This window comes from Mesorhizobium sp. WSM4817 (assembly GCF_055811135.1).
Window position 1 is genome coordinate 1 of record NZ_JBVVQQ010000051.1, and the last position, 12,849, is coordinate 12,849.

Sequence of the window (12,849 nt, forward strand, 5' to 3'; positions counted from 1 at the left end):
AGAGAAGCTGCGCTTCGCCATCCGTGAAGGCGGCCGCACCGTCGGTGCCGGCATCGTCGTCACCATCAAAGAGTAATCGACGCCGGCATTTGTCGGATCGACAGGGAAGGGCGGTCTTCGGGCCGCCCTTTCTACGTTTACTGGGTCCGCGCAGAAAAAATCTTGCGCGGTCGTTTCAAAGCTGTTGCAAGCACCACCGCCGCAACTATTATAGGTTGCATCGAGGGGGCTTTTGCCAAGCGTGGTTCGGGGACGCCGTCTGAACAGTAGGGCCGGGTGGTGGCGCGGGCTGGTTCGCCTGGCGCCGGTGGTCGCAATGGCGATGGCTGCCTTTGCGGCGAAAGCCGAGGATGTCTTCCCAAAATGGTCCGATCTGACGACTTGGACCGACCCGCAGATCTGGTCCGATGATTTTTCGCCGATGCGGTTCGCCGTCGTTCGCAGTAGCGCGACCGGCTGCGAGCCCAGCTGTCCGGAATGGATCTCGGCAGAAGGCGCCATTGAAGCCGGCACGCCAGCTCTGCTCAAGCGTACGTTGAAGAAGCTCGGCCGCCGCAAACTGCCGATCATAGTCAATTCCCCGGGCGGCAATGTCGATGCTGCGCTCCAGCTTGGTCGAATAATCCGCAAGAACCAGCTAGATATCGCCGTCGGTATAACCAAGTTTTCCGATTGTTGGCCCGGGATGAAGGATTGCCGGGCCAATGACGGCAAGGGCGCGGCATATTTCGGCATTGCGTCTGACGGCGGTGCCATGTGCAACTCCGCATGTCCGCTGATGTTTGCCGGAGGCGTCGGACGTGTGGTCGGCAGTTGGGCCCATCTAGGCGTCCATCAGATCACTACGACCCATTTCCGCACAACACGGCAATATCGAACCACCTATCGGGTTGTGCGGGGCAAGAAATATAAGTTCACCACAGAAACCGTCACTCAAGACAATGTCGGCTACAAGACCTACGAGATGAGCAAGGCGCTTGAGAAGAGGCTGTCGGCCTATCTCAAGGAGATGGGCGTCGGGCGGGGCGTTCTTGACGTAATGAAGGCCACGCCCGCCAGTGATATCCGGCAGATCGCCCTCGACGACATGCTGACGATGAAGCTGGTCACCAGCAGGGCCTCCCTCGACATACTTACGCAGGCGGGCATATGCCGGCGGAGTCCGGCGCCGGCGAACTGCAGGGAGATCCCTGCGAATGCCAAGCCGGCCAAGATGGCAGTGACGGCCGTCCAAGGGGCCACTCCGCCGGCCGCCCGTTCAGCGCCGGTCGACAATTCGATGCGTTTTGTCCTGGTCCGGAGCAGCGACCCGAAATGCGGTCTCGATTGTCCCGAATGGATTGCAGCGCAAGGCACGATCACGCCCGATACGCAGAAGATATTTCGCCGATTGCTCGACACGGTCGGCGGCCGGCGTCTACCGTTGATCGTGAGTTCGCCGGGGGGCGATTTGCTCAGCGCCTTGGCCATCGGAAGGTTGATCCGCGACCGCAAGCTTGACGTCGCGATTGCGCGCACCGATTTTACTGGGTGCAAGCCGCAGGACAAAGGGTGCGCGCCAACGAATGGGTTCTATCCTGGTGTCGTGACCGATTCAGGTGCGGGGTGCGATGCCGCCTGTCCGATCATGCTTGCTGGGGGCGTCAGACGTTTCGTGGGCCCCCATGTGCCAGTCAGCGTTCAATCACTGGCATTCGCGGAGCGGATACGCTCTTATCTAGCGGAAATGTCGGTCAGGCAGCATCTGTTTCCGCCGACGCCGCTCGACCGCTTTGATTATAAGCGTAACCGGCTCCGGCTCGAACCCGGCACAATGTTGACGATGGGACTGACGACGGGACCTGAATCGGCGAACCATTTGGTGGGGCCGACTGTCTGTAAAACCGAACCGAGGCCGCAAAATTGTCGGCGGCATCGGCGCTCAAAATTGACGCACAATTCCCACTAAAGCCGTAGCCGTTGAAATACCCAAAGCCCTACCTCGAAGGGCGGTCTTCGGGCCGGCGTCTCGCTTTTGGATACGGCCGGCATACTTTTTTGGGTACGGCCGGCGCCTTCGTCGTCGCAAAACCCTGTTGCAAGCCGGCAAAGCTGAACTACTATAGATCGCATTGCGGGGGGCTTCCCGAATGGTTCCATGGCACCGTCTGAGTGGTCATGCATGGTGGATGCTTGGGCTGATCTTGCTGGCGTCGTTCCTGGTCATGGGACACGCTGCCTTCGCGGCGAACACCAAAAAATCCGCCCCGGATCTTGGTCCGACGATGCGGTTTGTCGTCGTCCGCAGCAGCGCGCCTGGTTGCGAACCGACCTGCCCGGAATGGATATCGGCTGAAGGCTCGATAGAGGCCGGCACGCCGGCCCTGTTCAAACGCACGCTCAAGGGGCTTGGTGGCCGAAAACTGCCCGTTGTCGTGGATTCTCCCGGCGGCAACGTCGAAGCGGCACTGGCGCTTGGCCGGCTGCTCCGCAAGAGCAAGCTCGATATCGCTGTCGGCAAAACCCGGTTCACCGGTTGCCAGCCCGATGCCAAGGGCTGCAAGGAAAACGACGGCAAGGGCGCTCGCTATTTCGGCAATGCCTATGCCGGCGGCGCCATCTGCAATTCCGCCTGTCCGCTGATGTTTGCCGGCGGCATCAGGCGCGTCGTCGGGCAATGGGCCTTTCTCGGCGTGCATCAGATCACCACGACCTACATCCGCACGAAATTGCAGTACCGGACCACCTATCGCGTGGTCAGAGGCAAGAAGAAGATCCTCAGCAAGAAGATCGTCGGCCGCAAGAACGCCGGCAGCTACAAGACCTACGAGATGAGCAAGTCGGTGGAGAAAAGACTGGCTGCCTATCTGAACGAAATGGGCGTCGGCCAGGCGGTGCTCGAGACGATGAAGAACACGCCGGCCAGCAGCATCCAGCAGCTGGCTCCCTACGACATGCTGCAGGCGAAGCTCGTGACCAGCCTGGATGCCGTCGACCTGCTGACCGCGCCAACCCTGTGCAACACCGATCCGGTGGCCGCGAACTGCAGGGAAATACCGGCGCCGGCCGGCGACGTGGTGGCGTACGCCAAGCCCGCTCCCGCCGCGCCGGTCGAACCTGAAACCGGGCAGCTGGCCGATGTTGGCGATATGCGCTTCGTCCTGGTTCGCGGCAGAAGTTTTCTCTGCGATCCCAATTGTCCCGAATGGATCTCGGCGGAAGGCACGATCAGCGCTCAAACGCCGGAACGGCTGCGCCAACTGCTGGACACGATCGGTGACCGGCGACTTCCCGTGGTGATCAACTCGCCGGGAGGCGACGTGCTCGGCGCTCTGGCCGCCGGAAGGTTGATCCGGGAACGCAAGCTCGACGTGGCGGTTGCGCGGACGGACTTCATTGGATGCGAGCCGGACAAGGCGGATTGCACCGCCGAGGATGGCGTCCATGTCGGGCTGACGATCGATGCGAGCGGCGCGTGTGGCGCGGCCTGTCCGATCATGCTTGCCGGCGGTGTCAAACGCCTTGTCGGTCCTCGCGCGCAGTTGACCGTGCACCCGATCGGGTTGGAGCAGCGGGTCAAAACCTATCTCAGGGATATGGCGGTCGGATCCGGTCTGCTGGTGGCGATGCGATCAGTGCCGGCCTCGCGCCATCGGCAGCTCGAACCCGAGACGATGCTGAAAGTCGGGCTGACGACCGGGCTTGGTTCGGCCGATGAATTTACCGGCCCGACCATCTGCAAGTCGCAGCCAATGCCGGAGAATTGCCGCGTCGTGTCGACGTCCGAGGTTCAGGCCGAGGCGGCCGTCAAGCTGTAAGGCGCAGTCACGCCCCAGCCGAGCGCGATAGGGCGAGGCCGGGTAGTCCTTCCTGAATGCGCCACAATCCGCCGCGACGTTCGACCGATTCGGCAATGAACAAGGTTTGACGATGCTGATCGCTCATCTTCCGGCTGGCTACATACTCGGTACTTTCGCACGAAACCGTTGGCCCGGCAGATCGGGGATCATGGCGGCGGCAATGCTCGGCAGCGTCGTCCCGGACCTCGACATGGTCTATTTCCATTTTGTCGATGGCGGACGAACCCATCACCACGCCTACGTCACGCACTGGCCGCTCTTCTGGGCAGCGGTTGGCCTTGTGGCACTGTCCGTCGCGAAATGGCGGGATCCGCGATATCTGGCCCCAGTCGGCGCCTTCTTTGCCGCCGCAATGATACACATGATCCTGGACTCAGTGGCGTCGCCTATCATGTGGCTAATGCCGTTCGACCGGCGCGCGCTCGAACTCGTCACGGTTCCGGCGATGTATCGCAAGGGTCATGAGCTTCATGTTGCATTGGACTTTTGCCCTCGAACTTCTGATATGCGCCTGGGCGCTGGCCCTCGGATTTCGACGATTGCAGCCTGGCGCGGCCACGCCTGAAAACTCGACTTGAGTTCTTGTCCGCTTTATGAAATAGCAGCGCGCGATACGGGCATAGCTCAGTTGGTAGAGCGGCGGTCTCCAAAACCGCAGGTCGTAGGTTCGAGCCCTGCTGCCCGTGCCATTTTTCGAAATGGCCAATTCATGAAAAAATTTCTGGTCTTTCGCGCATCGACCTTTTGAAAATCGCGCGGTGGCTTGCCATATAGGCTGTCTTGAGGCATAAGAGCGCCATAGCCGGAACGGGACGACTGGATGGTTCCGAGGCGGCGTTTGGCATAAAGCGGACACTTGCCACTTGCGTGGATTAAGAATCGGTTTTATGTAGACGAAACAGACACGCGACGCGTGGAGCTGGGAAGCCGGCTTTACGCGTCCGATTTGCATGGGCGAAATGATTGCGCTGATTCGGCGCGAACACAGGCTCAGGCGGCACATCCCGGCCAGCGGGATCATCCAGGAGATCCGGTCAACGGGTCTTGCAGACAGAGCGGCACATGGCTTCGAAAACCACAAATCCTTTCGTCTTTCTCCAGCAGGTTCGCGCGGAGACCGCCAAGGTGACTTGGCCGTCGCGTCGCGAAACGATGATCTCGACGGTGATGGTTCTGGCGTTCGCTGTGATCGCGATGATCTTTTTCTTTACTGCCGATCAGCTCATGGGCCTCGCGGTCGAGCAGATTCTGGGCATTGGACGCTGAGTCCGGCGATTACGGAGAAGCCTTGAAATGACTGCGCGGTGGTACATCGTCCACGCCTATTCGAACTTTGAAAAAAAGGTCGCTGAGGACATCGAGAACAAGGCCAAGCAGAAAGGCCTGTCCGCTGATATCGAGCAGATCGTGGTGCCGACCGAGAAGGTCGTCGAGATACGCCGCGGCCGCAAGGTCGATGCCGAGCGCAAGTTCTTCCCGGGCTACGTGCTGCTGAAGGCCAACCTGACCGACGCAGTGTTCTCGCTAGTGAAGAACACGCCGAAGGTCACCGGCTTCCTGGGTGATTCGAAGCCGGTGCCGATCACCGAGGCCGAGGCCCAGCGCATCCTGAACCAGGTGCAGGAAGGCGTCGAGCGGCCGAAGCCGTCGGTCACTTTCGAGATCGGCGAGGCGATCCGCGTCTCGGACGGTCCGTTCGCCTCGTTCAACGGTTTCGTCCAGGAAGTGGACGAGGAGCGGGCGCGGCTCAAGGTGGAGGTTTCGATCTTCGGGCGCGCCGTGCCGGTCGATCTCGAATTCGGACAGGTCGAAAAGGGCTGATCCGAAATCCTTGTCGCCAATTCGGCGGTGAGGGAGGCGGCGTGGAAATCGCCGCCAAAACGGGTGGGAGGCGAATGCGGCTTTAGCCCGCTGCAGGAACCGCACCACCAGACTGCAACCGCCGGTGTTCCCAGATTTGGGACCGGCATGAGATAAAGGCAGGAAGAGATGGCTAAGAAAATTGCAGGCCAGCTCAAGCTCCAGGTTTCCGCGGGCTCGGCGACGCCGTCGCCCCCGATCGGACCGGCGCTTGGTCAGCGCGGCATCAACATCATGGAGTTCTGCAAGGCGTTCAACGCGCAGACCCAGGAAATGGAAAAGGGATCGCCGGTTCCGGTCGTGATCACCTACTACCAGGACAAGTCGTTCACCTTCGTCATGAAGACGCCGCCGGTGAGCTACTTCCTGAAGAAGGCCGCAAACCTGAAGTCGGGCTCGAAGGAGCCGGGCAAGGTCAAGGCCGGCACGATCGGCCGCGACAAGGTGCGCGCCATCGCCGAGCAGAAGATGAAGGATCTGAACGCGACCGATATCGAGGGGGCCATGCGCATGGTCGAGGGCTCCGCCCGCTCGATGGGTCTGGAAGTGGTGGGCTGAGATCATGGCAAAGATTGCAAAGCGTGTATCGAAGACCCGCGAAGGCATCGATCCCAACAAGGCCTATGCCTTGGGTGATGCGCTGAAGCTGCTCAAGGACCGGTCCTCGGTGAAGTTCGACGAGACCGTTGAAATCGCGATGAACCTGGGTGTCGACCCGCGCCATGCCGACCAGATGGTCCGTGGCGTGGTCAACCTGCCGAACGGCACCGGCCGTACCGTCCGCGTCGCGGTTTTCGCGCGTGGCGACAAGGCCGAGGAAGCCAAGGCGGCCGGCGCCGATATCGTTGGCGCCGAGGATCTGGTCGACATCGTCCAGAAGGGCACGATCGACTTCGATCGCTGCATCGCCACGCCGGACATGATGCCGCTGGTCGGCCGTCTGGGCAAGGTGCTCGGCCCGCGTGGCATGATGCCGAACCCGAAGGTAGGCACCGTCACCACCGACGTTACCGCCGCCGTCAAGGCGTCGAAGGGTGGCGCGGTCGAGTTCCGCGTCGAGAAGGCCGGCATCGTTCATGGCGGCGTCGGCAAGATCTCGTTCGACGTCAAGGCGCTGGAAGAGAACGTCCGCGCCTTCGCTGACGCGGTGACTAAGGCGAAGCCGGCTGGCGCCAAGGGCAACTACGTCAAGAAGGTGTCGGTCACCTCGACGATGGGCCCGGGCCTCAAGCTCGACGTCTCGACGCTGGCAGCGTCCTGATACGAACCATTTGGATCTGCCGCTAACGGGCTGATCCGCAAACAGAATTCCGGGCCTCCGATTTATCTTGGCGGCCCGGTACCGGAAGTCGGAAGGCTTCCGGACATCCTGTCCGAGATTGCGGGCGGCCCCAGGCCTTGGTTCAAGGGGGGCCTTAATTCATGTGGGCCTGCATGAGACGGGTGAAGACCGGACAACGGAGCGACTGCTCCAATGAAAGGTTCGAACCGTGTTTGCCTTTTGTCTGCGCACCATTCGGCTTGCCGGCTGGTGTGGCGAAAGGGGGCAGGATCCTCGAGCGTCGTTCGGGAGATCCGTTACTGGATGGCCCGGCCGGCAAAAGGCAACCCGACGCCTGTCCTCGTAATGGGAATGTTCCCGTTAACAGGATTGGGGTCAACTGGAGATAGGCAGTGGACAGAGCGGAAAAACGCGAACTCGTCACGGGCCTGAATGAAGCGTTTTCGGGCGCTGGTTCAGTCGTCGTGGCCCACTACGCCGGTATTACCGTCGCGCAAATGAACGACCTTCGGTCGAAAATGCGTGTCGCCGGTGGCACCGTCAAAGTCGCGAAGAACCGTCTCGCCAAGATCGCTCTTCAGGGCACGGACTCCGCATCGATCATCGACCTGTTCAAGGGACAGACGCTGATCGCCTATTCGGAGGATCCGATAGCGGCGCCGAAGGTCGCGTCCGATTTCGCCAAGGGAAATGACAAGCTCGTCATTCTCGGCGGCGCAATGGGCACCACCTCGCTCAACGCCGACGGTGTGAAGGCACTCGCCACACTTCCGTCGCTCGATGAGCTGCGCGCCAGGCTGGTTGGCATGATCGCCACGCCGGCAACCCGGATCGCCCAGATCGTCAATGCGCCTGCGGCTTCGGTCGCGCGTGTCATCGGCGCTTACGCCCGGAAGGACGAGGCGGCATGAGGCCGTTCCTCGCTATCACAAACACACGTTCGAACCTTATGAAGGAATATTGCAATGGCTGATCTGGCAAAGATCGTAGACGACCTTTCGAAGCTGACCGTCCTCGAGGCGGCCGAGCTGTCGAAGCTTCTGGAAGAAAAGTGGGGCGTTTCCGCTGCTGCTCCGGTGGCGGTTGCTGCCGCCGGCGGTGCTGCGGCTGCTGCTGCTCCGGTCGAGGAAAAGACGGAATTCGACGTCGTCCTCACCGAGGCGGGCGCTCAGAAGATCAACGTCATCAAGGAAGTTCGCGCCATCACCGGTCTTGGCCTCAAGGAAGCCAAGGACCTGGTCGAGGCGGCTCCGAAGCCGGTCAAGGAAGCTGTTTCCAAGGCCGACGCGGACAAGTTCAAGGCCCAGCTGGAAGCAGCCGGCGCCAAGGTCGAACTAAAGTAAGCGTTTGATATCGGCGGGCGGCTTCGCGCCGTCCGCCGCTCCCTTGGCGCGAAGGGAGGCTGCGTAACGCGAAGAGTACGAAAACCTCTTTCCTGAGGGCCGTAAACCGGCCTTCAGGAAACGGGTTTTCTCCCGTTTTGGCCGGCCATCGACAGGTGGCGGGTGAACAAATAAAGGCCGCCGCCGAAGGTGGCCGAGAATGCAAGGCGAGCCGCGGCGAGGCTCGCCCCGAGAATCGAGCTAAGGAGCGACGATGGCCCAGACACAAACTTTCAATGGCCGCAGACGCGTACGCAAATTCTTCGGAAAGATTCCGGAAGTTGCGGAGATGCCGAACCTGATCGAGGTTCAGAAGGCATCCTATGACCAGTTCCTGATGGTCGAGGAGCCCAAGGGCGGGCGTCCTGACGAGGGACTGCAGGCGGTTTTCAAATCGGTGTTCCCGATTTCCGACTTTTCCGGCTCCTCGATGCTGGAATTCGTGAAGTACGAGTTCGAAGCACCGAAATTCGACGTTGACGAATGCCGTCAGCGCGACCTGACCTATGCCGCGCCACTCAAGGTGACGCTGCGCCTCATCGTGTTCGATATCGACGAGGATACCGGCGCCAAGTCGATCAAGGACATCAAGGAGCAGGACGTCTATATGGGCGACATGCCGCTCATGACCTTGAACGGCACCTTCATCGTCAATGGCACCGAGCGCGTCATCGTCTCGCAGATGCACCGTTCGCCGGGCGTCTTCTTTGACCATGACAAGGGCAAGTCGCATTCGTCGGGCAAGCTGCTGTTTGCCGCGCGCGTCATCCCCTATCGTGGATCGTGGCTCGACATCGAGTTCGACTCGAAGGACGTCGTGCACGCCCGCATCGACCGCCGCCGCAAGATTCCGGTGACGTCGCTGCTGATGGCGCTCGGCATGGACGCCGAGGAGATCCTGTCGACCTTCTACAACAAGATCACCTACAAGCGCGCCGGCGACCACTGGCGCATCCCGTTCAACGTCGAGCGTTTCCGCGGCCTCAAGGCTGTCGGCGACCTGGTCGATGCAGACACCAACGAGGTCGTCGTCGAGGCCGGCAAGAAGATCACCGCACGCCAGGCCCGTCAGCTCGGCGAAAAGGGTCTCAAGGCGATCAAGGCGACCGACGAGGATCTGCTCGGCAATTACCTTGCCGAGGACATCGTCAACTATGCGACCGGCGAGATTTTCCTCGAAGCCGGCGACGAGATCGACGAAAAAACGCTAAAAGTGCTTCTCGCCGCCGGCGACGACGAGATCAAGGTTCTCGACATCGACCACGTCAATGTCGGCGCCTATATCCGCAACACGCTCAACGTCGACAAGAACGAGAGCCGCCAGGACGCGCTGTTCGACATCTACCGTGTCATGCGCCCCGGCGAGCCGCCGACGCTGGAAACCGCCGAAGCCATGTTCAACTCGCTGTTCTTCGACAGCGAGCGCTATGACCTGTCGGCCGTCGGCCGCGTCAAGATGAACATGCGCCTCGAGCTCAAGGCCGAGGACACCGTGCGCGTGCTGCGCAAGGACGACATCCTGGCCGTGGTCAAGACGCTGGTCGAACTGCGTGATGGCAAGGGCGAGATCGACGACATCGACAATCTCGGCAATCGCCGCGTGCGCTCGGTCGGCGAGCTGATGGAGAACCAGTACCGCGTCGGCCTCTTGCGCATGGAGCGCGCGATCAAGGAACGCATGTCCTCGATCGAGATCGATACGGTGATGCCGCAGGACCTGATCAACGCCAAGCCGGCGGCTGCCGCCGTGCGCGAGTTCTTCGGTTCCTCGCAGCTGTCGCAGTTCATGGACCAGACCAACCCGCTGTCGGAGATCACCCACAAGCGCCGTCTCTCGGCGCTTGGACCCGGTGGTCTGACCCGCGAGCGCGCCGGCTTCGAGGTGCGCGACGTGCATCCGACGCATTACGGCCGCATCTGCCCGATCGAGACGCCGGAAGGCCCGAACATCGGTCTGATCAACTCGCTGGCCACATTTGCGCGCGTCAACAAGTATGGCTTCATCGAGAGCCCGTACCGCAAGATCGTCAACGGCAAGCTGACCAATGAGGTCGTCTATCTCTCCGCGATGGAAGAGGCCAAGCACCACGTCGCCCAGGCCAATGCCGAGCTCGACAAGAATGGTGGTTTCGTCGACGAATTCGTCATTTGCCGCAATGCCGGCGAAGTGATGATGGCGCCGCGCGAAAACGTCGATCTGATGGACGTGTCGCCCAAGCAGATGGTGTCGGTGGCCGCGGCGCTGATCCCGTTCCTCGAGAACGACGACGCCAACCGCGCGCTGATGGGCTCGAACATGCAGCGTCAGGCCGTGCCGCTGGTGCGCGCCGAAGCGCCGTTCGTCGGCACCGGCATGGAGCCGATCGTCGCCCGTGACTCCGGCGCCGCCATCGGCGCCCGCCGCGGCGGCATCGTCGACCAGGTCGACGCGACGCGTATCGTCATCCGCGCCACCGAAGATCTCGATCCCGGCAAGTCGGGCGTCGACATCTACCGGCTGATGAAGTTCCAGCGTTCGAACCAGAACACCTGCATCAACCAGCGTCCGCTGGTGCGCATGGGCGACCTGGTCAACAAGGGCGACATCATCGCCGACGGTCCGTCGACCGAGCTTGGCGATCTGGCGCTCGGCCGCAACGTGCTGGTCGCGTTCATGCCGTGGAACGGTTACAACTACGAGGACTCGATCCTCTTGTCCGAGCGCATCGTCGCCGACGACGTCTTCACCTCGATCCACATCGAGGAGTTCGAGGTCATGGCGCGCGATACAAAGCTCGGGCCGGAGGAAATCACCCGCGACATCCCCAACGTCTCGGAAGAAGCGCTGAAGAACCTCGACGAGGCCGGCATCGTCTATATCGGTGCGGAAGTGCAGCCGGGCGACATCCTGGTCGGCAAGATCACGCCGAAGGGTGAAAGCCCGATGACGCCGGAAGAAAAGCTTCTGCGCGCCATTTTTGGCGAAAAGGCATCGGACGTGCGTGACACCTCCATGCGCATGCCGCCCGGGACCTTCGGCACCGTCGTCGAAGTGCGCGTCTTCAACCGCCACGGTGTGGAGAAGGACGAGCGCGCCATGGCGATCGAGCGCGAGGAGATCGAACGCCTCGCCAAGGACCGCGACGACGAGCAGGCGATCCTCGACCGCAACGTCTATTCGCGCCTGTCCGACGTTCTCGTCGGCAAGGATGCGATTGCCGGGCCGAAGGGTTTCAAGAAAGGCTCGAAGCTGTCGAAGGATACGCTCGACGAGTATCCGCGTTCGCAGTGGTGGCAGTTTGCGGTGGAGAACGAAAAGCTCCAGAGCGAACTGGAAGCCCTGCGTGGCCAGTACGACGATTCCAAGAAGGCGCTCGAACAGCGTTTCATGGACAAGGTCGAGAAGGTGCAGCGCGGCGACGAGATGCCTCCCGGCGTCATGAAGATGGTCAAGGTCTTCGTGGCCGTGAAGCGCAAGATGCAGCCCGGCGACAAGATGGCCGGCCGGCACGGCAACAAGGGTGTCGTGTCGCGGATCGTTCCGGTCGAGGACATGCCGTTCCTCGAGGACGGCACGCATGCCGATATCGTGCTCAACCCGCTGGGTGTGCCGAGCCGCATGAATGTCGGCCAGATCCTGGAGACGCATCTGGGCTGGGCTTGCGCCGGAATGGGCAGGAAGATCGGCGAGCTGATCGACGCGTACAAGACAGGCGGCGACATCAAGCCGCTGCGCAAGACGCTCGAGAGCTTCATGCCGGCCAACGACCGCAACGAGCCGGTCCGCGACTATGACGACGAGAGCGTCGTTCGCCTCAGCGAGCAGATGCGCCGCGGCGTCTCTATCGCGACACCGGTGTTCGACGGCGCGCACGAGGCCGACATCAACATCATGCTGGAGCAGGCGGGCCTGCACACCAGCGGTCAGTCGCAGCTCTATGACGGACGCACCGGCGAGGCGTTCGATCGCAAAGTGACGATGGGCTACATATATATGCTCAAGCTTCACCATCTTGTGGACGACAAGATCCACGCGCGTTCGATCGGGCCGTACTCGCTCGTTACCCAGCAGCCGCTGGGCGGCAAGGCGCAGTTCGGTGGCCAGCGCTTCGGCGAGATGGAGGTCTGGGCGCTCGAAGCGTACGGCGCCGCCTACACGCTGCAGGAGATGCTGACGGTGAAGTCGGACGACGTCGCCGGCCGCACCAAGGTCTATGAGGCGATCGTCAGAGGCGACGACACCTTCGAGGCCGGCATCCCCGAGAGCTTCAATGTTCTCGTCAAGGAAATGCGGTCTCTGGGCCTCAATGTCGAGCTGGAGAACACCAAGCTCGATGACAACCCGATCCGGCTGCCCGACGCGGCCGAATAAGCAAGACGTGGGGGGGGGGGGGCGCCCCCCCCCCCCCCCCCCCCGCGGCCCCAAAAGTGGGTGGGGGGTTTTGGGGGGGGCAGGAGCCAAAAAAAAATTTTTAGGGCGCGGGGCGCGGCAGAGGGGGCGGGGGGG

The 12,849-nt window shown here is 61.7% G+C and carries 11 protein-coding genes and 1 tRNA gene; all 12 read left to right on the top strand.

Annotation, left to right across the window (positions count from 1 at the left end):
- On the top strand, nucleotides 1-76 hold a 76-nt coding region (locus tag AC0L2K_RS33435), incomplete at its 5' end, for an EF-Tu C-terminal domain-related protein (protein ID WP_454589835.1).
- A 240-nt stretch (nucleotides 77-316) separates the two neighbouring features.
- The gene (locus AC0L2K_RS33440; RefSeq protein ID WP_473533465.1) at nucleotides 317-1,948 is read left to right on the top strand and encodes a COG3904 family protein; all 1,632 of its coding nucleotides are present in this window, start codon (nucleotides 317-319) and stop codon (nucleotides 1,946-1,948) included.
- Between the two features lie 181 nt (nucleotides 1,949-2,129).
- Nucleotides 2,130-3,797, top strand: coding sequence for a COG3904 family protein (locus tag AC0L2K_RS33445; RefSeq protein ID WP_473533466.1), 1,668 nt, complete (start codon nucleotides 2,130-2,132; stop codon nucleotides 3,795-3,797).
- A 112-nt stretch (nucleotides 3,798-3,909) separates the two neighbouring features.
- Nucleotides 3,910-4,404 (top strand): metal-dependent hydrolase, encoded by a 495-nt coding sequence (locus tag AC0L2K_RS33450; RefSeq protein WP_473533469.1) that lies wholly within the window; start codon nucleotides 3,910-3,912, stop codon nucleotides 4,402-4,404.
- 48 nt (nucleotides 4,405-4,452) lie between these two features.
- Nucleotides 4,453-4,528 (top strand) — tRNA-Trp (locus tag AC0L2K_RS33455).
- Nucleotides 4,529-4,901: 373 nt separating this feature from the next.
- Entirely contained in the window at nucleotides 4,902-5,105 is a 204-nt protein-coding gene (gene secE / locus AC0L2K_RS33460) for a preprotein translocase subunit SecE (protein ID WP_013531408.1), read from the top strand.
- 27 nt (nucleotides 5,106-5,132) lie between these two features.
- Nucleotides 5,133-5,660, top strand: coding sequence for a transcription termination/antitermination protein NusG (gene nusG / locus AC0L2K_RS33465; RefSeq protein ID WP_006333333.1), 528 nt, complete (start codon nucleotides 5,133-5,135; stop codon nucleotides 5,658-5,660).
- A gap of 168 nt (nucleotides 5,661-5,828) precedes the next feature.
- Nucleotides 5,829-6,257, top strand: a complete 429-nt coding sequence (rplK, locus tag AC0L2K_RS33470) for a 50S ribosomal protein L11 (RefSeq protein WP_023798121.1) — start codon at nucleotides 5,829-5,831, stop codon at nucleotides 6,255-6,257.
- 4 nt (nucleotides 6,258-6,261) lie between these two features.
- Nucleotides 6,262-6,960 carry a 50S ribosomal protein L1 gene (gene rplA / locus AC0L2K_RS33475; RefSeq protein ID WP_027155818.1) on the top strand — a complete coding sequence of 233 codons (699 nt, stop codon included), beginning with the start codon at nucleotides 6,262-6,264 and terminating at the stop codon, nucleotides 6,958-6,960.
- Between the two features lie 413 nt (nucleotides 6,961-7,373).
- A complete protein-coding gene (gene rplJ / locus AC0L2K_RS33480; protein ID WP_023798119.1) occupies nucleotides 7,374-7,892 on the top strand; it encodes a 50S ribosomal protein L10 in 519 nt (172 codons plus the stop codon).
- A gap of 54 nt (nucleotides 7,893-7,946) precedes the next feature.
- Nucleotides 7,947-8,324, top strand: a complete 378-nt coding sequence (gene rplL, locus AC0L2K_RS33485) for a 50S ribosomal protein L7/L12 (RefSeq protein WP_023680442.1) — start codon at nucleotides 7,947-7,949, stop codon at nucleotides 8,322-8,324.
- A gap of 253 nt (nucleotides 8,325-8,577) precedes the next feature.
- Nucleotides 8,578-12,714, top strand: coding sequence for a DNA-directed RNA polymerase subunit beta (gene rpoB / locus AC0L2K_RS33490; protein ID WP_473533467.1), 4,137 nt, complete (start codon nucleotides 8,578-8,580; stop codon nucleotides 12,712-12,714).
- The last annotated feature ends 135 nt before the right edge of the window (nucleotides 12,715-12,849 follow it).